Origin of the sequence: Ligilactobacillus faecis (assembly GCF_029889745.1) — a bacterium.
In the GTDB taxonomy this organism is placed as follows: Bacteria; Bacillota; Bacilli; order Lactobacillales; family Lactobacillaceae; genus Ligilactobacillus; species Ligilactobacillus faecis.
On sequence record NZ_CP123639.1, the window covers coordinates 839,404 to 863,407 of the forward strand.

Genomic DNA, 24,004 nt, shown 5'->3' on the forward strand with positions numbered 1-24,004 from the left:
TTTATCGGTAAAATTGGTTTTTGTTATAATAAAGCTTAGTGATCAAATATGTTGAAGGGGTTGAGAGTATGAAAAAGCCGATCATTTCTTTTCGAAATGTAGTTAAAAGCTATGATGACGATGTGCCAGTTTTAAAGAAAGTCAGTTTTGATATTGAGGAGGGCAAGTTCTATACGTTACTTGGACCTTCTGGGTGTGGTAAAACGACGATCTTACGAATGATCGCAGGTTTTTCAGAACCAACTACAGGTGAGATCTATTTTGAAGGTAAAAAGATCAATGCGATCCCGGCTAATAAACGCCAAGTAAATACAGTCTTTCAAGATTATGCGCTTTTTCCGCATATGAATGTTTTTGAAAATATCGCTTTTGGTTTGAAGATCAAAAAAGTACCTAAAGAAGAGATCAAAAAGAAAGTCAAGGAAGCTTTGCGTCTTGTGCAGTTGGCTGGTTATGAAAAGCGTGGGATCAGTGAGATGTCAGGGGGGCAGCGCCAACGGGTCGCGATCGCCCGGGCGATCGTCAATGAACCAAAGATCTTACTTTTAGATGAACCTTTATCAGCGTTAGATCATAAGCTTCGTTTGAATATGCAATATGAATTACGTGAGCTCCAGCAACGTTTAGGGATCACCTTTATCTTTGTGACCCACGACCAAGAAGAAGCGTTAGCGATGAGTGATGAGATCTTTGTTTTAAATAATGGTAATATCGTGCAAAGTGGCAGTCCCGTCGATATCTACGACGAACCGATCAATCACTATGTAGCTGATTTTATCGGTGAAAGTAACATCGTAAACGGGATCATGATCAAAGACTGTTTAGTCGCATTTGCCGGCAAAGAATTTGAATGTGTCGATGAAGGGATGCGTCCAAATGAACCGGTCGAAGTCGTTTTACGCCCTGAAGATCTTGAATTGACAGACGTTTCACAAGGTAAATTACGTGTCAAAGTGTTGACGCAGCTTTTCCGCGGAGTTCATTATGAGATCGTCTGCCAAGATGAGATGGAAAATGAATGGATCGTTCATTCGACTAAAAAAGCGTCTGTTGGTAGTGAGATCGGGCTCTACTTTGATCCTGAAGATATTCATGTTATGCGCTTTAATGAGTCCGAAGCTGAATTTGATGCCCGCTTAGAAAGCTATGAAGATCAGGGGGAAGCCGATGAAACGATATAATCTTTTACTTGCGATCCCTTATTTTTTATGGTTGCTCTTTTTTGTTTTGGCACCAGTCATTTTAGTGATCACCTATTCATTTTTTGATCAAAGTGGTCATTTTACGCTTGCTAATTACGCTGAATATTTTAGTTCAGGCAAATATTTATTGATGACGTTCAACTCAGTCTGGTATGCGTTACTGATCACAGTCATCACACTATTGTTGAGTTATCCGATGGCGTATTTTTTGACAAAATTAAAGCATAAAGAGCTGTGGCTGTTGTTAGTCATCTTGCCGACTTGGATCAACCTTTTATTAAAAGCGTATGCCTTTATCGGGATCTTTGGGGTACATGGCGGTCTGAACAACTTTTTAGGCTTTTTTGGGATCTTACCTAAACAGATCTTGTTTACAGATTTCAGTTTTTTGATCGTTGCCGTCTATATCCAACTGCCGTTTATGGTGATCCCACTTTTTAATGCGTTAGATGAATTACCAGCTTCATTTATCACGGCTAGTAAAGACCTTGGAGCGAACTCTTTTCAAACGTTTACGAAAGTCGTTTTTCCTTTATCGTTAAGTGGGGTCAAAAGTGGTGTCCAAGCCGTCTTTATCCCTTCATTATCGCTTTTTATGTTGACGCGTTTGATCGGCGGTAACCGCGTGATCACTTTAGGAACAGCGATCGAAGAGCATTTTATGGTGACGCAAAATTGGGGCAAAGGTGCGACGATCGGCGTCGTTTTGATCATCGCGATGGTGATCGTCATGCTTTTGACGGGTGAAAAGAAGGCAGGTAAAAAATAATGCATAAACAAAAGTTTAGTTGGGCTAACTTATATTTGATCTTGATGTTTGCCTTTTTGTACTTACCGATCTTTTATTTGATCGTGTATTCATTCAATGCCGGGGAAACGATGAATAAGTTTGAAGGTGTATCGCTGACGCATTTTGCTGAGCTCTTTTCCGATACGCGTTTAGTGATCATCTTGTTAAATACTTTCCTACTCGCCTTTTTATCGGCTCTGCTTGCGACTTTGATCGGGATCTTTGGCGCGTTGTTTATCTATTATCTGCGTAAACGACGGCATAAGACAACGTTTCTTTCACTAAATAATATTTTGATCGTTTCGCCTGATGTTACGATCGGGGCTAGTTTTTTGATCTTATTTATCACACTTGGGACGCTTTTTAGTGGTTTTTCTCTGGGATTTTGGACCGTGCTTTTGGCCCATGTCAGTTTCAGTATCCCGATCGTCGTGTTGATGGTCTTACCTAAACTCCAAGAGATGAGTGATTCTTTGATCACGGCTGGCTATGATCTAGGGGCCAATAATCGCCAAATCTTGCGCGAGATCATTTTGCCCTATTTATCACCAGGGATCATCGCAGGTTATTTTATGGCTTTCACGTATTCACTTGATGATTTTGCCGTAACGTTTTTTGTCACCGGAAATGGTTTTACGACTCTGTCTGTCGAGATCTATTCGCGCGCACGCCGAGGCGTCAGTTTAGAGATCAATGCACTCAGTACGTTAGTCTTTTTATTTGCTTTAGTCTTAGTTGTTGGCTACTACTATATCAGCAAAGAAGAACGTTCAAGCAATAAGAAAAAGAAACGGGGGCGGTTACGATGAAAAAATTGCGTTCTCTTTTTATTGGGATCGTTTTGATCATTTGTGTGCTCTTTTTCGGGATCGTTTGGCTCGAAAAAACTTCTGGGATGCAAAATGCTAAAGTCGTCAATATTTATAACTGGGGCGACTATATCGATCCGAAGTTGATCACAAAGTTTGAAAAAGAGACTGGCTACAAAGTCAATTATGAGACATTTGATTCGAATGAAGCGATGCTCACTAAGATCAAACAAGGCGGGACTGCGTATGATGTTGCTGTTCCCAGTGATTATATGATCCAAAAGATGAAAAAAGAGCATTTGCTCTTACCACTCGATCAGCAAAAATTGCCTAATTTGCGCTATATTGCGCCTCAATATTTAAATTTAGCTTTTGATCGGCAAAATAAATATTCTGTGCCTTATTTTTGGGGGACTTTAGGGATCGTGTATAACGATAAATTTTACCGAAGTTCGCAGTTTAAGACGTGGGATGCGTTATGGGACAAGCAATTTGATAAGCAGATCATGTTTATTGATGGGGCGCGTGAGTTTATGGGGATCGGCCTGGCTAGCATGGGCGAATCACTCAATACTAAAAACGATGCGAAGCTAAATGCAGCTTATGAAAAACTCAAAGCTTTGACACCTAACGCTAAAGCGATCGTTTCTGATGAGATCAAAACATATATGGCAAATGAGGAAAGCAGTGTAGCCGTTACTTTTTCAGGTGAAGCAGCTGATATGATCGCTAAAAATCCACATTTGCACTATGTGATCCCAGCAGGCGGCACGAATCTGTGGTTCGATAACTTAGTGATCCCGAAAACAGCGAAAAATAAAGCTGGGGCGTATGCCTTTATCAATTTTATGCTAGAGCCTAAAAATGCAGCGCAAAACGCTGAATATATCGGATATTCGACCCCAAACCAAGGGGCTTTGCAATATTTACCTCGTTCAGTTACAAGTGATAAAGCTTTTTATCCAAGCGCTGCTCGTTTGAAGCAAATGGAGATCTATGAAGATCTCGGGTCAAAATATCTTGAGAAATATAACGATCTCTTTTTAGAGCTCAAGATGTATCGCAACTAATGCTGAGCAAATCATTTTTGATTCGCCTCAAGGTGCGGTATAATCATGTTTGGAGGGATAAGTTCCCTTGCAGAGATGTCAGATAATCAATGTTAGTATGATCAAGGATCGCTCCTTGATATAGTATATATCCTCAACTTAAGGGCTAGAGTGATCTCTAGCCTTTTTTAGCTTGACAGACGAGAGATTTCATGTTATTCTGAAGTTTCTATTATACGGTGTGATGTCGACTGTGGAAGGTCGGTATCAAAAAAGAGCTGCTTGTCGGAGCAGTTCTTTTTTTTGCACTATCATGAAAGCGTTTGTAAAATAAAGATAATCAAGCTTACAAGGGGGGATCTCAGTGGAAAAAAAGAAAGTAACGATCAAAGATGTCGCTAAATATGCCCAAGTTTCGCCGGCAACTGTTTCACAGATCTTAAATGGGCAGGCGAAACGTTTTGATCCTAAAACAGTCGCACGAGTTCGCCAAGCTAAAGAAGATTTAGGCTATGAAGCCAACTATTTAGCGCGAAAAATGGTCGGTAAACAGAGTATGATGATCGGGATCTTAGTTCCTGATATCACCAATCCTTTTTTCAATACGTTAGTTAAAGGGATCGAAGAAGTTTTATTCCAAGCAGGTTTTATTGCGATCTTAGGTAATGGTGGCTTTGACGGAGCTAAAGAAGAGCAGTGTTTGTTCGAATTTGCACAACATGGAGTCGATGGTTTCATCATTGCGAGTCCATCGATCTCAGATAAAGCCTTACAAACAGTGCTAACAGCTAAAAAGCGTCCTTATCTTGTGTTGGATCAAAAAGCACCTGATGGGCAAAGTGATGCGCTTTTGTTAGATGATCGTGCTGGGGGACGCTTAGCTGCAGAATATTTAGCTAAAAAAGGTCACAAAAAAGTTGCACTTGTCGTCCCAAAAGTACTACCAGCCAATTTAAAGCGCCGGATGCAAGGTTTTTTAGAGTACTATCCAGAGGCGCTGGTGCTTACGACTGAGTTTTCTAAAGCTGGTGGAAAAGCCAGTGTTCCCAAACTTTTAACGACTAAAGTCAGTGCTGTTTTTGCTTTGAATGATGAGCTTGCTTTTGGGATCTATCGGGGCTTAGCCGAGCATGGAAAGAAGGTCGGGAGCGATCTGAGCGTCGTGGGGTATGATAACGTTGAAATGTGTGAGTATGTGACGCCAGCTTTGACGACGATCAAGCAACCGCTAACGTTGCTAGGTAAAACGGCAGCCAAGCTGATCTTAGCACGTCTGAAAGAGCCAACAAGTGCTTATCAACAAGTAATGTTGCCAGTTGAATTGATCGAACGGGCGTCAGTCATCCAAAATAATTGAAACGCTTTCAAAAATGTGTTATCTTTTAGGTGCAGTAATTAAAACGTTTTAATACTTGTTCTGAGCCAAAAGAAGATTTTATCAACAAAGGTTAGAGGTGTATAATTATGAATACAGTAACAGTGATCGGAAGTATCAATTTAGACCGGACGATCCGTGTCAAAGCGATGGCGCGCCCTGGTGAGACGATCCATGCTTCAGAAGTCTTTTCTGCTGGTGGTGGCAAAGGTGCTAATCAAGCAGTAGCAGCTAAAAGGTCTGGTGCCAAGACGAATTTTATCGGAGCTGTTGGCAATGATGATGCTGGTAAGACGATGTTAGAACTCTTATCTTATGAAGATATCGATCTAAGCGGGATCGCTAAGTTAGAAAAGGTAGCGACAGGGCAAGCATATATCGTCGTGGATGAAAAGGGCGAAAATAGTATCGTGATCCATGCTGGTGCTAATGGAAAGATCACACCAGAACATGTGCAAAAACACGCAGATCTGATCGAAAAAAGTGATTTTGTGATCGCTCAATTTGAAAGTGATCTAGCCAGTACGATCGCAGCTTTCAAGCTTGCGCGTAAAGCAGGCGTCACGACGATCTTAAATCCCGCGCCTGCAATGAAAATCGTTCCAAAAGAGCTTTTGGAAACGACAGACTTGATCATTCCAAATGAAACTGAAACTGAGGTTTTGACAGGCGTTGAAGTTACCGACGAAAAGAGCATGGAACAAGCCGCTGCTAAGCTCCATGCTTTAGGGATCAAAGCGGTGATCATTACGATCGGGAGCAAAGGTGCATTTTATAGCAACGCTGGTCAAACCGGGATAGTTCCTGCTTATAAAGTCAAAGCAGTCGATACGACAGCCGCTGGTGATACGTTTATCGGGGCGTTGAGTACTGTTTTAGCTAAAGATCTCAGCAACTTAGTCGAAGCTATCAAATACGGTAATCAAGCTTCTTCTTTGACAGTGCAACGTTTTGGTGCACAACCATCGATCCCATATAAACATGAATTAGAAGAAAAGAAGGAAAATTAGATGAAGAAAACAGACGTTATCAATTCAGATATTTCACGGGTGATCGCCCAAATGGGTCACTTTGATACATTGAGCATCGGGGATGCAGGGATGCCTGTTCCAAAAGAGACTGAAAAGATCGATCTAGCTGTGTCGAAAGGATCACCTGCCTTTTTAGATGTTTTAGATAATGTTCTGACTGAATTAGCAGTACAACGGGTCTATTTAGCCGAAGAGATCAAAGAGCAAAATCCAGCACAGTTAGAAGAGTTAAAGAAGCGTTTTCCAACGGAGATCGTATTTATCCCACATGCTGAGATGAAACAAAACTTGAAGACATGCCACGCTTTTATTCGGACAGGTGAAATGACACCTTATTCAAATATCATTTTAGAAAGTGGCGTTATATTTTAGGGGGTAATGGATCTTGAACACAACTGCACTTTTGATCGGACTAGGACCTCTTTTAGGTTGGGGGCTTTATCCAACGATCGCCTCAAAGATCGGCGGGCGCCCAGCTGATCAGATCTTAGGCTCGACTTTAGGAACACTGATCTTTGCTTTAGTTTTGGCTTTGATCCAAGGTTTGAGTTTGCCTAGTGGCGCAGCACTTTTTTATGCGGTCCTTTCTGGGATCGGCTGGGGGACAGCTCAGATCATCACTTTTCATTCATTTGCTTTGATCGGATCGTCCAAAGCGATGCCGATCACGACTGCTTTTCAATTATTAGGTGCTTCACTTTGGGGCGTTTTTTACTTAGGTGATTGGCCTGGAACAACAGCTAAAGTGATCGGCTTTACAGCTCTATTCGTGATCATCATCGGAGCTTATTTGACAGTCTGGAGTGAACAAAAGACGGCTGAAAACACACAAGTTTTGACGAAAGCAGTGCTTTTATTAGCTGTTGGTGAGATCGGCTATTGGCTCTATTCAGCCGCGCCACAACAAGCTAAGATCGATGGGATAAAAGCTTTCTTGCCTCAAGCGCTTGGAATGGTCATTGCAGCGAGCGTTTATGCTTTATACTTATCGATCAAAGATCCAAAGAACTCACCGTTTACGCAAAGTGTTTCGTATAAGCAGATCTTTTCTGGCTTCTTCTTTGCTTTTGCAGCTTTGACTTACTTGATCTCAGCGCAACCAAATATGAACGGATTAGCGACAGGCTTTATCCTTTCGCAAACTTCGGTCGTTTTAGCAACGTTGACAGGTATTTGGTTCTTAGGGCAAAAGAAGACAGCTAAAGAAATGACTGTTACGCTCATTGGATTGCTCTTGATCCTAAGTGCTGCCGCGGTTACCGTTATGCTCTAAGATCAAAATAAGAAAAACCAGCGCTAACGCTTATTTTTGGAGTGTGGCGCTGTTTTTTTATAAAAAATCGCGTGTAAAAGTTAGCTGAACATCAGAAAAATATAAATATTAATTTATATATATAATAATACATAAAAAAAACAATATATTTGTCTGGGTCAAAGCTAGATGGTATATTATATGGTAAAGATATAATAGTTTTATAATAAAGTTAAATTAAGAAAAGTTATAAATGTTTTTGTAAAAGGAAATATTAATTTAAATTTAGATAAGATAGGTTTACATGGTTGATAACTCACGGAAATTGGCACTTAGTCCTTAAATGAGAAACATAGCGATTTATAAGTTAGAGGGTAGCAATGGAGAAGAATGGGCAAAAAACTAAAGCGTTATCAGTAACGGTCGTCGGCATGGGCTATGTTGGCTTGAGTATTTCAACGTTACTTAGTCAAAAATATCCTGTATGCGTTATGGATATCGATGCTAAACGTGTAGCTCAAGTCAATAAACGGATCTCGCCGTTTGAAGATAAAGAACTCACAACCTTTTTCACAACTAGAGAGCTGAAATTATTTGCTACTTTGGATACGACTGAAGCTTTTGGTTCAGCGGATCTAGTGATCATTGCGACTCCAACTAATTATGATCCAGACCTAGCAGAATTTGATACAAGTTCAGTTGAAACGACGATCGCGCAAATTTTAAAGCAGCGTCCGCAAGCGACGATCTTGATCAAGTCAACTGTACCTGTAGGTTTCACGCAAACTATGCGTGAACGTTATCCCCAAGCGCATTTGGCTTTTAGTCCGGAATTTTTGCGCGAAACTAAAGCGTTATATGACAACCTTTATCCTAGTCGGATCATCTTTGGATTTGATGAAAAAGATCAAACCGTTTTTAAGACGCTTGAGTGTTTCAAAACGATGCTTCAGACAACGGCGTATAGAAAAGATACGCCGATCTTGACGATGTCAACTACCGAAGCAGAGGCCGTTAAACTTTTTTCTAATACTTATTTAGCAATGCGGATCAGTTTTTTTAATGAGCTAGATACCTATGCAGAGATGAAAGGGTTAGAGACACGTGCGATCATTCGAGGAGTAGAATTAGATCCTAGGATCGGGGCTTACTACAATAATCCTTCTTTTGGTTATGGTGGATATTGTTTACCTAAGGATACGAAACAATTATTAGCCAGTTATGATTCTATCCCTCAAAACTTGATGAAGGCGATCGTCGATTCAAATGCGACTAGGAAAGATTTTATCGCACAGCGGATCTTGGAACTTTTGGCAGATAAAAAAGAAGATGCGATCGTTGGGATCTACCGCTTAACGATGAAGACTGATTCAGATAACTTTAGAGAAAGTTCGATCCAAGGGGTGCTCCAGCGTTTACAAGCTCAAAATATCAAAGTGCTGATCTTTGAACCTAAAGTAGCTGGTGAAACATGGAAAGGGTATCCCGTGGCTAAAAACTTTGCAACTTTTTGTGAACAGGCTGAACTCATCGTGGCTAACCGCTATGTCAAAGAATTAGATCCTGTAAGAGAGAAAGTTTATACGAAAGATATTTTTAAGCGTGATTAGCATAACGCGTAGCACAGATCAAAGGCTGACTTGATATCCATTAAGAAAGAAAAATATGGGGTGGAGACAGAGCGGTCATTTGTGTTGAGGTCAATAAATCAGGAAGGGAAAGCTATAGTTCTTTCTAGATTATGGCAGGTATCGTATAGAATATCTTCATAATTCCATATTATATAGCAGTAAAGTAATGAAGATCGCGATCTTGAATTCATATATTTTTCCGATCCCAGCAGTTAGAGGTGGGGCTGTTGAAACACTTATCGAAAGTCTTGTCAAAGGCGCAAATGAAGATCAAACAGTGGAACTTACTGTGTTTTCTCTTTATGATCAAGCTGCATTCGAGGTATCGAAAAAATACCCAAGAGTCAGTTTTAAATGGTTAAAAAGACCAGCTTATATCGATCTTATCGATAAAAATGTGACTACGTTATTGCGTCTACTCAAAAGAGATAAAAACTTGTGGCAAAAAAATTATCTTTGGCAACTGGTGAGCAAAAGAAAAACTAAAAAACTTTTATTAGCAGAAGACTACGATCTAGTTATCATCGAAAATGCGATTTTTTTGCCTAAATTATTCAGTTCTAAGAAATTAGCAACTAAGTATCGTGGGAAAGTCTATTTTCATACGCATAATTTACATTTCCGAAAAATTTATCCTGCAAAAGCTTTTGCAGGTGTGATCAGTGTCAGTCACTTTTTAGAAAAAAACACTAGATGGTGTTTTGGGAAACAGCTTCCATTCAAAGTCGTTTATAATGGGGTCGCGACAGCGCAATTCGAACGAAGGGTCACTAAAAATGAAAAAGAACGCTTGAAGCTGAAATATCAGATCCCAAAAGATGCGCCAGTTATTCTCTTTGTTGGCCGGATCATGCCTAAAAAAGGGGTCTTAGAAGTTGTCCAAGCTTTTCAAAAACTAGAAAATACTCACGCCCATTTAGTTATAGTAGGAGCTAGTTCTTTTGGAATGGGACAAATGACCTTATTTGAGCGTGAGTTATCCCAGATCGTGCAAGAGTATCCACGGATCCATGCGACGGGCTTTGTGAATAATCAAGAACTGGGAAAATATTATGCTCTAGCTGATCTAGTGGTTTTACCTTCGCTTTGGGAAGAACCACTTGGTCTAACAATGATCGAGACACAATTAGCTGGTAAGCCACTGATCACGACTAATAAAGGGGGCATTCCAGAAACAACGAGTGCTACAAATAGTATTTTGTTAGAAGTGACGGAAAATTTGTCCAAAGATCTAGCCTTTGCAATGGCAGAAGTTTTAAGTGATCTTCCAAGTTGGCAAAAAAAAGCCTTGCAAGCTCAACAAGTGGCAAAGCAGCGTTTTAGTGAACAACTTTTTTACCAAAATATCAAACGCGCGCTAAAGGAAATGTCTAAATAGCAGGTGTGAGGGGGTGCGCTTCCATGAGAGTCTGTTTTACGTCATCATCTGGCGGGCATTTTGAGCAACTTTTAATGTTGAAAAGTTTATTTGCAGAGTATGACAGTTTTATCGTGACTGAAAAAACAAAGTATAATCAAAATTTTAGTGAAGTACCGATTTATTTTACAAAGCAGGTCAATCGGCAAAACGTGACTTATTTTATTGCATTTTTCTACAATGTGTTGTTTTCGTTTTACATTTTTGGGGTAAAAAGACCAGATATAGTCGTATCGACAGGGGTCTTGTCAACGATCCCATTATGTTTGATCGCCAAGCTTTTCAGAAAAAAGGTCATATATATAGAATCCTTTGCTAAGATCAACTCTCCAACTTTGACAGGTCGGGTCATGTATAAATTTGCCGACATATTTTATGTTCAGTGGCCAGAAATGCTAAAGGTCTATCCTAAAGCTAAATATATAGGTGGGATCTATTGACTAAAGGATGTGTATAACTATGATATTTGTTGTTTTAGGGTCGCAAAAATTTCAATTTGATCGCGTCTTGAAGAAAATCGATAGTTTAAAAAATGCTGGTAAGATCAAAGAAGAGATCATCGCACAGGTCGGTTACAGTAATTATCGTCCTAGTAGTTTTGAAAATTTTGATTTTATCGAAAAAGAAATGTTTGATCAATATATCGAAAAGGCTGATACCATTATTTGTCATGGTGGGACTGGGGTGATCATCACAGCTTTGAAAAAAGGTAAAAAAGTGATCGCGATCCCTAGAGATAGTAAATATGGTGAGCATATAGATGACCATCAATTTCAGATCGTAGCTTTGTTTTCAAAATTAAATTATCTTGAAGCGCTCTATGATGTTGATGATCTAGAAAAAGTTTTGCATCGAAGTAAGCAAAAAAAATATCGGACTTTCCAGTCAACTAATGCTGTTTTCGTGAATGAACTTAGAAAGGATATTGAGAAAATTGGCAAAAGGTAGGACAAATGGTCCAAAGAAAACACTAAAGGTATTGCATATTCCCACTAGTGGCGTCAATGCTGGTGGGATCACTAAATTTATTTTGGATACTATGGGAGAGCTGAGCGCTGAAAAAAAGTTAGAGTGCCATATCCTATCGCCGTTTAATGTCGAGCATTCTTTGAAAAAACGCCTAAACCATTTAGGGTTATCGTTAGTAGTCATTAATGGTCGAACGCGCTTTCCGTTAGGGTATTTTAGCAAGTTACTTACTTATTTGCGAAAAAATAACTTTGACTTAGTTCATGTTCACGGAAGTAGCTCCTTGATGGCGCTTGAATTATTGGCGGCAAGATTAGCTGGAGTGGATGTTAGGATCGCGCATAGTCATAATACGACTTGTGATCATAAGTTCTTGCATAAATTACTTAGACCTTTGTTTTTAAGAAGCTATACGCAGGCTTTGGCTTGTAGTCAAGCTGCTGGCGAATGGCTTTTTTTGGCAAATGATTTTAAGGTGATCTATAACGGGGTCGATCTGCAACGCTTTCAATTTTCAGAGCGGCAGAGAAGTGCGATCCGAAAAAGCTTAGGGATAGCAAAAGATGCGTTTATTTTAGGGCATGTCGGTCACTTTAACCAACAAAAAAATCATACGTTCTTGATCGATGTTTTTCAAAAAATTGAGCGCGTTATGCCGAATGCGAATTTATTGCTGATCGGGACAGGTAGTCGCAAAGATCAGATCAAAGCAAAAGTTGAGCAATTGAAGTTAAGTGATAAAGTGTTTTTTATCGGGAATGTGACTGATGTTTATAATTGGTTTTCAGCGATGGACGTGTTTATTTTACCCAGCCTATTTGAAGGTTTTTCGATCGTTTTAGCTGAAGCACAGGCAAACGGGTTAGTGTCATTTGCTGCTGATAATATCCCACAAACAGTAGTCGTGACTTCCAAAGTTCATTTTGTCTCATTAAAAAAAAGTAGTAAATATTGGGCTGAAATGATTTTACAACAAGCCGGTGTTGAACATCATTTGAGTGAAGAAGAAAAAAGAGCTTTAAAAATTTTTGATGGACATGAGATCTCAACGCAGCTCTATGAAGAATATTTAACTCTTTTGGCAAAATGAGATCAGCCTAAAAGGAGCGGTTAAAATGACGTGGCGTACATTGGTCCAAAACAAGCCGGTGTTATATTTCTTGTTGATACCCTTTTTTATTCCTTATTCACTCAAATATATTCCTAGTCTGACCAAGGTTTATGAGCTGACCTCTTTTTGGAAGTTAGGGGCAGTTATGCTCATCTTTTTTTTATATTTACTACGGGGAAAGACCTCAGTCATAATTTCAATGATCTGGGCCATTAATTTGCTCTTGCTCAGTTCTTCGGTCTTTAACGGACTGAGTGATCTAAATGCCTATACAGATCTTTTGCCAGCTTTAGCCTTACCGATGTTGGTGGAGTTAGGTATTGAAGCAGATATAGCCAAAATAGTACATGTGACTTTTGTGATCTTAGCCACATTAACACTTGTAAACTTTGGCTTGACGCTCCTTTATCCGCAGGGGTTACCTTTTGCAAGTCTTTATACTCAAATACGAAACCCGCTTTATTTTTTAGGGCAAGACAATGGTATCGTATATAATTTGCTAAGTTTAGTAGGGCTCAATTATGTTCTTGCTGCGCAAAACTATTCGATTTTTAAAGTGAAATTGCTCATAGGCGACTACTTCATAAGGCTGACACCAAGAATATTCATTTTTAATGTGATCAGTATCTTAAGTATGCTACTCGTAGGTTCAGCGACTGGACTGCTGGTGATCAGCTCTCTTATCATATTGCTCGAGTTAAGTGCTTTAGCTAACAGAAAACATAATATTTGGCCCCTGGTCAGCCTTTACTTTAGCTTTTTTGTTTTTATCATCGTATTAGGTGATAGTAACCCGCTTGTGGCAGATTTTACGAGTTTGTTGGGACGAGACGCAGGTTTTACAGGAAGAAGCCTTCTTTGGGAACAAGCTTTAGAATTGATCAAGCAAAAACCTTTGCTCGGTTGGGGAAATAATCCTGAGATCATTCAAATATGGGGGGGCTATTTTTCTCCCCATAACCAGTTGCTAGATATTGCAGCTAGGGGTGGCTTACTTACGTTATTTCTTTATATCTGTCTGCATATATATGTTTTTTTGATTTTAGGAAAGATCCCAACAACGCTAGCAAATATTTTATTTATTACGATTTATTGTTTTTTGCTTGGGGGCTTGATGGAAGCTGGCGTTCGCCCTACACAGTATATATTTATAGCTTTAACATATTACGCTTGTTTGGACTACAAAAAGCCAATGATCTAATTAAAGTCACAGGGGGATTTAAATGATCAGTATAATTATTCCTTGTTATAACGCAGAAGCTTATTTAGAAGAATGCTTCAAAAGTATTAAAGCACAAACTTACAAAGAGCTTGAAGTTATTTTTATTGATGATGGTTCCAGTGATTCCTCATGGGCACTTTTAGAAGGGATCAGACAAGATAACCCAGAGATGGCGATCACTTTATACCATAATAAACAAAATCAAGGTGTGTCAGTTGCACGTAATATCGGCATAAGAGCGGCCAGCGGTGACTATCTGACATTTGTTGACGCAGATGATCACCTTGCCCCGCAATTTTTAGAAAGGCTCTTGCAAGGTAAGAAACGCGGAGATATGGCTGTCGTAGGGATCGGAGGCGCTGGCTTTGGTAAAGGGAGTGCTCCTTTTCAAGGTTTGATAACTAAAGAGCGCTTCGTATATGAATTTTGGTTGACAAAACATCTTTTTGGCTCGTGTAATAATAAAATATATTCACGAAAATTGATCTTGCGCCACGACATTTTCTTTGATCCAAGCTTAAAAATCATGGAAGATATGTTTTTTAATATGCGCTATTGTCAATATATCGATACGATCTATGTTTCTGAGCAGAAGCTGTACTATTATCGAAGAAACGAAGCTAGTGTCATGCACCAAAAATTTTCCGAAAATAATATGACTGTCATCAAGACTTTTCACAAGTTGCTAGCTCTTCCATTCACCGAAGAGGAGCAAAAGATCATCGAACTTCATCAAGTCAATAGTTTACTGTGGCTTTTACGCTTGCTTTATAAAGCTGATGATAAAGAAGCTACTAAGCAGTATGAAGAAGTGATCGTACAAGAGCTAGCCACTGCTAATACGAGTTTATTTTTTAAAAGTGGGTGGCAGAAAGGTTTTTCACGCTACGTAACGTTTTTGCTCTATCAACTCCATCCAAAATGCTATAAAAAAGTGATCACGACCTATTATAAGTTCAAAAAAAGACGGTAAGTGTGCTGAGGTGCCTATAAGCGATCGATATTTTGTCAGACGATCTGCCCTGTAAAGCTATGTGGATAATAGTAACTAAAATTTAGGAAAGGAAAAGCTATATTTTCTTCTGAAAAGGTGGATCTGCGATATAGTAGTTAAGATGATGTCAACAAGGACAAATAATGCAATAAAAAATATAAGTTATAATATTGGCTATCAGTTACTGATGCTAGTCTTAGGTTTTGTGAATCGAACGATATTTCTGTATTTTCTTAACGTTGAATATTTGGGGATACAGGCCGTTTTTAAAGATATCTTGACGTTATTGTCTATGGCTGATCTGGGACTGATCACAGCTATGACGTACAGTTTTTATAAGCCGTTAGCTGAAAAAAATGAGACTTACATCAGTGGTCTAGTGCATTTTTATAAAAAAGTGTGTAATGTGATCGCTTTAGTCATCTTTTTAGGTGGTCTGGGCCTGATCCCTTTTTTGAAATATGTGGTCAATTTGAAAACAGATCTACCACACTTAACGCTCTATTATTTGCTTTATCTGCTCAATACCGTTGCTTCATATATCGTTGTCTATAAAACGACGGTTTTAGTTGCTGATCAAAAAGGCTATATCACGGCTAAATACGGTAGCATTTTCAATATTTTGCAAAATGTCGTCTTATGTCTGTTTTTATGGCTGACCCATAATTTTTTAGTTTATCTGATCATCCAAGTGTTCTTTACTTACATCTATAATTTTGTTGTATCAGCGATAGCAAGTAAAGAATATCCGTATATAAACGAAAAAGTTTCGCTAGCAAAAGATGACATTCGGGGACTTTTCGATAATATCAAAGCCGTTTTTGTTTATAAAACTTCAAATGTATTGATCAATGCGACTGATAGTACTTTGATCTCGATCATAGTTGGTACGACAGTAGTGGGATTTTATTCAAATTATATGTTGGTCGTGTCGAAAGCGATCTCGTTGTTGACAACAGTTTTCAATTCATTGACTGCAAGCTTAGGCAATCTTATTGTTGAAGAAGGCAAAGCGAAGAGATATGAAGTTTTTCAGATCTTACAAACTATTTGTAGCGGGTTAAGTGTGATCGTTGTCACCTTGATGTTTTTTCTCTTGCAAGATTTTATTAGGTTATGGCTTGGCAAAGCTTATCTTTTAGATACTCTAGTCTTATATGCGATCATTATCAATTTATATTTTTCAGTGATCTTGCTTCCAGTGTGGGTCTATCGTGAAGCAACTGGGCTTTACAAGCAGATCAAATACGTTATGTTGGGAACAGCAGGCGCAAACCTGTTGCTTTCGATCATTTTAGGACATTTTATTGGTCTGCCTGGTATTTTATTTGGAACAGTGCTCGCAAAGCTTTTGACCTATGTTTGGTATGAACCGATCTTATTGTTCAAACAATTTTTTGGACATTCAAGTCGCAGTTATTTTTTAGAGCTCTTGAAAAATATAGCCTTACTACTTGTGCTGTTTCTTTTAGGAAGTTTACTCTCAAGGTTTTTATTTGTGACTGGTTATCTGAGTTTTATTTGCAAAGCTTTCTTGCTCCTTGTGCTCAGCGTTTCTTGTGTTTATATTTTTTATCGCAAGAGTACCGGTCTCCGCTTCGTCAAAGCCAAATTTGGTTTGTAAGTCAAAGACGCGCTTTAGATAATAAAAAAGCATCTGTGAACACTTTAGGCTCACAGATGTTTTTTTACAGTGCTTTACGCTTATTTAATCAAAAACGCGGAAGCGCTCTGCATCGGGCATAAATTCTTTTTTACCTGCAGGTGCTTCGATCGAACCAAATGGCATTTGAGCTCGTAAGACCCAATTTTTAGGTAGATCAAATGCAGAAGCGATCTTTTCGTCGATCAGTGGGTTATAGTGTTGTAAAGAAGCGCCGATCCCTTCAGCAGCTAAAGCAGTCCAGACGGCTTGTTGTGCGCCCCCCAGACCTTGTTCAGCCCAGTTAGCAAAGTTTTTAGCGTAAAGTGGGAAATCTTTTTCTAGACCGTGTACGATATTTTCGTCTGTGAAATAAAGGATCGTACCAAATCCCGCTCTAAATGAAGCGATCTTTTCTTTTGTTTTTGCAAAACTTTCTGCCGGGACCACAGCTTGCAATGTTTCTTCCACGATATCCCACACTTTATCTGAATTTTCACCAAATAAGATCACTGCTCGCACTGTTTGAGAATTGAACGCAGTTGGTGATTGACGCACTGCCTCTTCGATCGTTTCGACGATCTTTTCTTTTGGAAGTGTGACATTTTTACCAAGAGCATAGATCGAGCGACGTTTTTTTAAGTTTTCATTTACTGGATTTGTCATAATAAAAGCTCCTCATTTCTGTAGTTGTTGTTTTTATTATAACACTTACTTTTTGGAAGTTAAATACATTTTGCAAAATTTTTTAAAATTATTTCTTTTTGAAACGGCGGTGCACTTCGCTTAGTAATAAGAATAAGACGATCAAGGCGGCAAGAAGATACCCGATGACGCCGATATTGTAGATCGCAGGATGTTTTTCACTACCTTCGACTAAAAGTGAAGACCCCATGATCAAAGCGGCTAAGATGATCGCAAGTACGAGCCGGTTGACTAAAGTTTCTAGGCGATCGAGCAACTCTTTTTGTCCTTTCAATTTGAGATTCAAACGACTGTTTCCGTTCAAGCTATCATCAAGTAGGTGTTCTAACTTGACAGGCAATTTAGGGGCAACTTTAAAAGCACGATAAGCTTCAAAAGTGAGATCTTCTAACGCTTGTTTAGCATCAAAATTTTGTTTGAAATATTCTTTAGCAAAAGGACGAGCAACTTCAAGAAGCGAAAGTGTTGGGTCAAGGGCAGCAACGACTCCTTCCAATGAGGCAAAAGCTTTGACGAGCAACGTTACTTCTGAGCGGAGTTGTAAATTATTTTTGCGACATAGACTAACGACTTCAAAGAGCAAAGCAGAAAGGTCGATCTGTCCAAGTCCCAGTTCGAGATAAGGTGTCAAAAAAATACCTAGTTGGGTATAAAATTCTTCTTCATCGACAACGCCGGTTCGGTTGCAAACAGCTAAAACCGCTTTTCCGATCGCATATGTATCTTTGGTATTCAAAGCGATGACGATCTTAGCGATCCCATCAGCCATATTTTTAGTCAAACGCCCCATCATTCCAAAATCAAGATAAACGAGACGATAGGGTGGTAGACGTTTGGCGCGGGTCATTTCCATTGAAACATTACCAAGCTCTTTTTGGTAATGTTTAGTTGTTTGGTAGCGTGATGTTTTCTTTGCATCTAGTTCGTAAAATAAAAGATTACCAGGATGTGGGTCGGCGTGAAAGAAATTATCGGTAAAAACTTGTTTGATAAAGTTTTTGACGAGCACTTGAGCAAGATACGTGCGCATTGCTTGTTCTTTAGCACGCTTTTTGGGATCACTTGCAAGTGGTGTGACTAAATGCTTGATGCTTTGACCTGGCATTGCTTCTTCGACTAAGATCTTTTGGGCAGAATATTTAGGATAGACTTTAGGGACTTCGATAATATCTTTTTGGTCATTTAAACGGTAAAATTCGATACTATTTTTGAGCTCGACAGACGTGTCGAGTTCATTTAAAAGTGAGCGTTTGAGTTCTTGTAAGATCTCTTTTGGATCGACGACGCTCATATCAGGGACGAACTTTAAGATCTTTAATGCTTGTTTGAATAAAGAAAGATCTGTTTCGATCAATTCTTTGATGTGTGGATGCTGCACTTTGACGACGACTTTTGTGCCATCTTTTAAAGTTGCTTGGTGGGTCTGTGCCATCGACCCAGAAGCAAAAGGAACTTCTTCAAAACTGGCAAAGACAGCAGTCAATTTTTGACCACATTCTTGTTCAAAAGTGGCTTTGACACTTGCGAAAGGATCAGTCAACGCATTATCTTGTAATTTGCGAAATTCGTGGATAAAGCTTGGTGAGATCAGATCTGGTCTAGTTGAGAGCAATTGGCCAGCTTTGATAAAAGTTGGACCAAGCTCTTCGAATGCTTGACGGACAGCTCCAGGGTCTTTTTGACGTAAAAAATTACGAATGACTTCATATTTGCGCAAGATATGTAAGATCTCACGTAAGCGTTTGCGTTTATCTTTTGTCGTAATGAAGGGATCTTTTTCTTCCATAAAAGTAGGGCCTCTTTCTATTAGTGTGCATAATATTATAATAAAACTATTTTTTCAGTAAGAAAAAGAATCTGACTAGCGCAAGGATATGTTTTGCTAAAGTTGATACAGAAGTGATACACTGCTAATAGAATACCAAATGAGGTGAGAAGAGATGACGCGAAAAGAACGGATCTTAGCCTATGTCACGCAAAATAAGACAGCGCTAACAACAGCTGAGATCGCAACGGCATTAGATATTTTACGTAATAATGTCAGTAAAGAATTGAATACGTTAGTCCGTGAAGGGCATTTACAAAAGATCTCAGGACGACCAGTCAAATATCTTTTGGCAAAACAGACCGCGTCTAGCGCGCTTGTGGCAGACCAGATACAAGTTGAGCATCCGACCCAAGACATTTTTGCTTCGATGATCGGCCAAAAGGAAAGTTTGAAAAATCAGATCGAACAAGCTAAGGCTGCGATCTTATATCCACCGCACGGCTTAAATGTTTTGATCACAGGGCCTACTGGTTCTGGGAAGACATATTTTGCCAATGCGATGCATCAGTTTGCGAGCGAACAAAAGATGCTCAAGACAAAAGAGTTCATTACGTTCAACTGCGCTGATTATGCGCATAATCCTCAATTGTTGATGTCTCATCTTTTTGGTTATGTCAAGGGGGCCTTTACTGGAGCGGATGAAGATCGAGATGGTCTGATCCAAAAAGCCGATGGTGGGATCTTATTTTTAGATGAGGTCCACCGCTTACCACCAGAAGGACAAGAGATGATCTTTTACTTTATGGACCATGGGACATATAACCGTCTAGGTGAGATCGCTAAAGTCCACCATGCTGATGTGCGCTTGATCTGTGCCACAACTGAAGATCCAGAGAGTTCACTTTTGAAAACGTTTGTCCGTCGGATCCCGATCGTGATCGGGATGCCTCAGTTTGAAAAACGGAGCGTCCGTGAACAGTTGGCCCTCTTGAAACGCCTCTTGACTTTAGAAGCCAACCGCACTAAAAGAGAGATCGTCGTGCCAGAAGATGTTGTCAAAGCTTTACTTGGGAGTGTGACTTTTGGTAATGTCGGGCAGTTGAAATCAAACATCCAGCTCGTTTGTGCGCAAGGCTTTTTAAATAGTGTCGAACAGACAGAACAGATCAATTTAGAATTTGAACAACTTCCGCCAAATATCAAAGAAGGTTTGTCACGTTTAGCCAGTGACCGTGTACGTTTAGGCAAATTAGCCCAGCTTTTAGAACCAGTCATGGTGATCGTGCCTGACGGTGAAAAGCCTGTGATCAAAGAGAGCGACCGCTATGAATTACCGTATAATTTATATGAGATCATCGGTAATAAGGCAGCTCTTTTAAAAGAGGAAGGGTTGGATCAAAGTGCGATCAATAATTTTATCATGACTGATATCAATGTTCATTTAAAGTCATTTTATCGTGATAATAAGATCTCACGGACCGAAAAAAATTTAAATGAACTGGTCGATCAAGATACACTTCGTTTGACAAAGGAGATCATTGCTTTATTAAAACGGGAATGTAACTATCATGCAGGTGAAAATTTCATTTATGCGATGAGTTTACATCTAAGTTCATTTATCAAACGCGTCCAATCGGGACGGCCGATGCGCGAAGTTTCTGATGATCTAGTTACGATGGTCAAAGACTATCCGGCCGATTTAAAATTGGCTAAGTTGATCAAAGAAAAATTAGAAGCTCATTATGACTTTTTAGTTCCTGAATCAGAAGTGTATTATTTGGCAGTCTTGTTGATCTCGCTCAATTCGGTACCTAAGCATGGCAAAGTCGGTGTTGTTGTCGCAGCTCATGGAAATCATACGGCTTCTTCGATGGTCCAAGTCGTAACAGAGCTTTTAGCTGTAGATAATCTTAGTGCTTTTGATATGTCACTTGAAATGGATCCAAAAGAAGCTTTAAAAGCGATCGCACAAAAAGTCGTTCAAGTCGATCGGGGCAATGGTGTCTTGCTTCTAGTCGATATGGGGTCGCTTGGGACATTTAGCGAGAAGATCAGTGCTTTGACTGATATCAAGATCAAAACGATCGATATGGTCACGACGGCAATGGTTTTAGAAGCAGCACGAAAAACGGCTTTGATCGATAGTGATCTGGCGTCTGTTTATGCCGAATTGCGTGAATTCAACGGTTATTCGCGTAAAGTCGAAGAAGTACCAGTCGATGAACTCAAACCAAGGGCGATCTTAGCTTTATGTTCAACTGGAAAAGGTACAGCTGAAAAGATCAAGCAGATGATCGATGAGATCTTGACCGAGCATTTGATCGATGATGTTTGTGTCTTGCCGTTATCGGTCGTGGGGATCAAAGCCCAACTCAAACAGATCGAAGAAAAATACCAGCTCATTGCAACTACTGGAGTGGCTGATCCTAAGTTAGGTGTACCATATATCTCGCTTGAGGAGTTATTCCAAGGAGAGGTTGGAAAAAAACGCTTGGTCGAATGTTTAGAGCAAACAGAAACAGGGCATTTTGAGACTCAAACGACTAAAGAACTAGCTCCTGATGTGACGCAAGAGATGGCAGCTAATTATTTAGAGCAATACTATACTTTTATCAATCCCAAAAAGATCATTCATATTTTGTGGGAATACTGTGCGATCTTGGAACAAGAGAGAAAAGAAAAACTCACTGATACAAAGCGGTTAGCTGTCGTAATGCATCTTGGTGGGACGATCGAACGGAGCTTAAGAAATGCACCAGTCTCACTGACTAAAAAGCAAGCGCTTGAGATCAAAGAGGCACCATGGGCTCAAGCAGTCAAAAAAGCAGATACTTATTTAGAGACAACGCTTGATCTGAAGTTAGCACGAGCCGAAGAGTATTACATCATAAAATTACTTGAGACAGAAGCAGTCAAAAATTGATACACAATGATAACGATACACAAAATTTGTGTATCGTTATTTTTATTTAAAAAAATTTCTGCTTTAGTTTAAGGTCTTAGGTTCCGATACACAAAAGTTGGCACGCTTTTTGCTATATAGAAGGTGTATGAAGTTATTTTTTTAGAGAGGGTGGTCTCAATGGTAGGTTTGATCGTTGCGAGCCACGGCCATTTAGCAAAAGAACTTATCAACTCATCTTATTTGATTTTTGGCAAACAAGAAAAAGTGGTCGCAGTCGCTTTTGAACCAGCAGAAGATCTGCAAACTTTAAAAGATAACTATCAAACTACACTTCAAGCTTTTTCTAAAACAGATCAGATCCTGTTTTTATGTGACCTTTACGGAGGCAATCCGATGTTAGCTGCGACAGCGTTTGTCAAACAAGATCCTAAACGGTTTGCTGCGATCGGAGGTGTCAACTTGGCACTTTTACTTGAAGCTTATGCTTTACGAGAAAGTGGGGCGACTTTAGCGGAGTTGACTAAACAGTTAGTGCAGATCGGTCAAAGTGCGATCGCAACAGCTGAACCGGAGGGAGATCTATGGAAGTAAAACTTCTGCGGATCGATTCGCGTTTGTTACATGGACAAGTGGCGACAGACTGGGTCAAAAGTACTGGGGTCTCGCATGTGTTAGTCGTTTGTGATAACGCTGCTAAAGATGTGATCCGGCGGCGCTTGTTATTGCAAGTTGCGCCACCTGGTGTCAAAGTTCATGTCTTGACAGTTGCAAAGATGATCCGCATCTACCAAGATGAACGTTTTGCTAAATTATCGGTTTTGATCTTAGTTGAGGCCCCGATCGATGCTGTGCGTTTATTGATCGGAGGGATCAAAGTCAAAAGTGTCAATGTTGGTTCACTTAGCTTTGACCAAACACGTAAAATGATCACTGAGACGATCGCAGTCAACGAACAAGATCTCAAAGCTTTGACTTGGCTCAAAAAGCAAGGGATCATGTTAGATCAAAGAAAAGTCTCCAACGATCCTAAAAAAGATCTTTGGAAGACTTTATCTGATAAAGGTCTTGTTTAAAGAGGACGAGAGTTTGAAAAGTGTAGTTAAAAATATTTCATAGGAGGCGTAATAATGGTTGGTATTATTTTAGCAAGTCATGGTAGCTTTGCCGACGGTATTTTCCAATCGGGGGAAATGATCTTTGGTCAGCAAGAAAATGTTGCACATGTGACGTTAATGCCAAGCGAAGGTCCTGATGATATCAGAGCTAAGATGGAAGACGCGATCAAATCGTTTGATGATCCTGAAGAAGTCTTGTTCTTAGTCGATCTTTGGGGTGGAACACCATTTAACCAAGCTAATAACTTGGTCGAACAGCATAAAGATAAGTGGGCGATCGTTGCCGGGATGAATTTACCGATGGTGATCGAGGCTTATGCATCGCGATTCTCGATGGAAAAAGCCCAAGAGATCGCTGCTCATTTAGTTTCAGCTGGGAAAGATGGTGTGCGGGTCAAACCAGAATCGCTTGAGCCAAAAACAGAAGCAAAAGAAGAGACAAAAGCCGCACAACCGGTCGGAGCGATCCCACCGGGAACTGTTTTAGGCGATGGGAAGATCAAATATGTCTTAGCCCGGATCGATTCACGTTTGTTACACGGTCAAGTAGCTACATCATGGACTAAATCGACCAATCCAGATCGGATCATCGTTGTTTCTGACAACGTTGCGCATGATAAATTACGGAAGAGCATGATCATTGAGGCGGCTCCTCCAGGAGTGCACGCAAACGTTGTGCCGATCGAAAAGATGATCGAAGTTGCAAAAGATCCTCGCTTTGGCGATACAAAAGCTTTGCTCTTATTTGAAAATCCAGAAGACGCTTTGAAAGCGATCGAAGGTGGAGTTGACATCAAGACGTTAAATGTTGGTTCGATGGCCCACTCTGTCGGAAAAGTCGCAGTCAACAAAGTTTTATCTTTAGACCAAGAAGACGTAAAAGCATTTGAACAACTAGAAAAAGATGGCGTTAAATTTGACGTCCGCAAAGTTCCAAGCGATTCACCTGAAGATATGGATGCGATCTTGAATAAGGCGCGCCAAGAACTAAAGATGTAAGTTTGGACTGACAATAGA

At 39.8% G+C, this 24,004-nt stretch carries 22 protein-coding genes; 20 read left to right on the forward strand and 2 right to left on the reverse strand.

Annotation, left to right across the window (positions count from 1 at the left end; translation table 11 throughout):
• Positions 1-68 precede the first annotated feature (68 nt).
• The 16 genes from QFX10_RS04125 (at position 69) to QFX10_RS04200 (ending at position 16,476) form a co-directional block, all read left to right on the forward strand.
• Positions 69-1,181, forward strand: coding sequence for an ABC transporter ATP-binding protein (locus QFX10_RS04125; RefSeq protein WP_280606945.1), 1,113 nt, complete (start codon positions 69-71; stop codon positions 1,179-1,181).
• Entirely contained in the window at positions 1,168-1,971 is an 804-nt protein-coding gene (locus QFX10_RS04130) for an ABC transporter permease (protein WP_280606946.1), read from the forward strand. Before QFX10_RS04125 ends, QFX10_RS04130 begins: the two co-directional genes overlap by 14 nt.
• A complete protein-coding gene (locus QFX10_RS04135) occupies positions 1,971-2,801 on the forward strand; it encodes an ABC transporter permease (protein ID WP_280606947.1) in 831 nt (276 codons plus the stop codon). Before QFX10_RS04130 ends, QFX10_RS04135 begins: the two co-directional genes overlap by 1 nt.
• Positions 2,798-3,871 carry an ABC transporter substrate-binding protein gene (locus tag QFX10_RS04140; RefSeq protein ID WP_280606948.1) on the forward strand — a complete coding sequence of 358 codons (1,074 nt, stop codon included), beginning with the start codon at positions 2,798-2,800 and terminating at the stop codon, positions 3,869-3,871. The genes QFX10_RS04135 and QFX10_RS04140 overlap by 4 nt, the downstream gene beginning before the upstream one ends.
• 343 nt (positions 3,872-4,214) lie before the next feature.
• The gene (rbsR, locus tag QFX10_RS04145) at positions 4,215-5,207 is read left to right on the forward strand and encodes a ribose utilization transcriptional repressor RbsR (protein WP_280606949.1); all 993 of its coding nucleotides are present in this window, start codon (positions 4,215-4,217) and stop codon (positions 5,205-5,207) included.
• Between the two features lie 107 nt (positions 5,208-5,314).
• Positions 5,315-6,235 (forward strand): ribokinase, encoded by a 921-nt coding sequence (gene rbsK, locus QFX10_RS04150; RefSeq protein WP_280606950.1) that lies wholly within the window; start codon positions 5,315-5,317, stop codon positions 6,233-6,235.
• Positions 6,236-6,628, forward strand: a complete 393-nt coding sequence (gene rbsD / locus QFX10_RS04155) for a D-ribose pyranase (RefSeq protein ID WP_280606951.1) — start codon at positions 6,236-6,238, stop codon at positions 6,626-6,628.
• Between the two features lie 13 nt (positions 6,629-6,641).
• Positions 6,642-7,529, forward strand: coding sequence for a ribose/proton symporter RbsU (gene rbsU, locus QFX10_RS04160; protein WP_280606952.1), 888 nt, complete (start codon positions 6,642-6,644; stop codon positions 7,527-7,529).
• 359 nt (positions 7,530-7,888) lie between these two features.
• Positions 7,889-9,118 carry a nucleotide sugar dehydrogenase gene (locus QFX10_RS04165; protein ID WP_280606953.1) on the forward strand — a complete coding sequence of 410 codons (1,230 nt, stop codon included), beginning with the start codon at positions 7,889-7,891 and terminating at the stop codon, positions 9,116-9,118.
• Positions 9,119-9,305: 187 nt separating this feature from the next.
• Complete coding sequence (locus QFX10_RS04170; RefSeq protein ID WP_280606954.1) at positions 9,306-10,517, forward strand: glycosyltransferase family 4 protein; 1,212 nt, start codon at positions 9,306-9,308, stop codon at positions 10,515-10,517.
• 23 nt (positions 10,518-10,540) lie between these two features.
• The gene (gene pssD / locus QFX10_RS04175; protein WP_280606955.1) at positions 10,541-10,996 is read left to right on the forward strand and encodes a PssD/Cps14F family polysaccharide biosynthesis glycosyltransferase; all 456 of its coding nucleotides are present in this window, start codon (positions 10,541-10,543) and stop codon (positions 10,994-10,996) included.
• 19 nt (positions 10,997-11,015) lie between these two features.
• Positions 11,016-11,504 carry a PssE/Cps14G family polysaccharide biosynthesis glycosyltransferase gene (gene pssE, locus QFX10_RS04180; RefSeq protein ID WP_280606956.1) on the forward strand — a complete coding sequence of 163 codons (489 nt, stop codon included), beginning with the start codon at positions 11,016-11,018 and terminating at the stop codon, positions 11,502-11,504.
• On the forward strand, positions 11,491-12,615 hold the full coding sequence (locus tag QFX10_RS04185; RefSeq protein WP_280606957.1) for a glycosyltransferase family 1 protein: 1,125 nt from the start codon (positions 11,491-11,493) through the stop codon (positions 12,613-12,615). The genes pssE and QFX10_RS04185 overlap by 14 nt, the downstream gene beginning before the upstream one ends.
• A gap of 301 nt (positions 12,616-12,916) precedes the next feature.
• Positions 12,917-13,837, forward strand: a complete 921-nt coding sequence (locus tag QFX10_RS04190; protein WP_280606958.1) for an O-antigen ligase family protein — start codon at positions 12,917-12,919, stop codon at positions 13,835-13,837.
• A 22-nt stretch (positions 13,838-13,859) separates the two neighbouring features.
• A complete protein-coding gene (locus QFX10_RS04195; protein WP_280606959.1) occupies positions 13,860-14,831 on the forward strand; it encodes a glycosyltransferase family 2 protein in 972 nt (323 codons plus the stop codon).
• A 313-nt stretch (positions 14,832-15,144) separates the two neighbouring features.
• Positions 15,145-16,476 (forward strand): lipopolysaccharide biosynthesis protein, encoded by a 1,332-nt coding sequence (locus tag QFX10_RS04200; protein ID WP_280606960.1) that lies wholly within the window; start codon positions 15,145-15,147, stop codon positions 16,474-16,476.
• A gap of 84 nt (positions 16,477-16,560) precedes the next feature.
• Here the strand turns inward: QFX10_RS04200 and QFX10_RS04205 are convergent, their stop codons facing one another.
• Together QFX10_RS04205 and QFX10_RS04210 are read right to left on the reverse strand one after the other, a co-directional pair.
• Positions 16,561-17,160: a nitroreductase family protein gene (locus QFX10_RS04205; protein WP_280606961.1), complete on the reverse strand. Its 600-nt coding sequence runs from the start codon at positions 17,158-17,160 to the stop codon at positions 16,561-16,563.
• 88 nt (positions 17,161-17,248) lie between these two features.
• Positions 17,249-18,985 carry an ABC1 kinase family protein gene (locus QFX10_RS04210; RefSeq protein WP_280606962.1) on the reverse strand — a complete coding sequence of 579 codons (1,737 nt, stop codon included), beginning with the start codon at positions 18,983-18,985 and terminating at the stop codon, positions 17,249-17,251.
• A gap of 154 nt (positions 18,986-19,139) precedes the next feature.
• On the opposite strand from QFX10_RS04210, the gene QFX10_RS04215 reads away from it, so the two are divergent.
• The 4 genes from QFX10_RS04215 (at position 19,140) to QFX10_RS04230 (ending at position 23,986) form a co-directional block, all read left to right on the forward strand.
• A complete protein-coding gene (locus tag QFX10_RS04215) occupies positions 19,140-21,890 on the forward strand; it encodes a sigma-54-dependent transcriptional regulator (protein ID WP_280606963.1) in 2,751 nt (916 codons plus the stop codon).
• Between the two features lie 159 nt (positions 21,891-22,049).
• Complete coding sequence (locus tag QFX10_RS04220; protein ID WP_280606964.1) at positions 22,050-22,463, forward strand: PTS sugar transporter subunit IIA; 414 nt, start codon at positions 22,050-22,052, stop codon at positions 22,461-22,463.
• On the forward strand, positions 22,454-22,945 hold the full coding sequence (locus tag QFX10_RS04225; protein ID WP_280606965.1) for a PTS sugar transporter subunit IIB: 492 nt from the start codon (positions 22,454-22,456) through the stop codon (positions 22,943-22,945). The genes QFX10_RS04220 and QFX10_RS04225 overlap by 10 nt, the downstream gene beginning before the upstream one ends.
• A gap of 54 nt (positions 22,946-22,999) precedes the next feature.
• Positions 23,000-23,986: a mannose/fructose/sorbose PTS transporter subunit IIB gene (locus QFX10_RS04230; protein ID WP_280606966.1), complete on the forward strand. Its 987-nt coding sequence runs from the start codon at positions 23,000-23,002 to the stop codon at positions 23,984-23,986.
• Positions 23,987-24,004 lie beyond the last annotated feature (18 nt).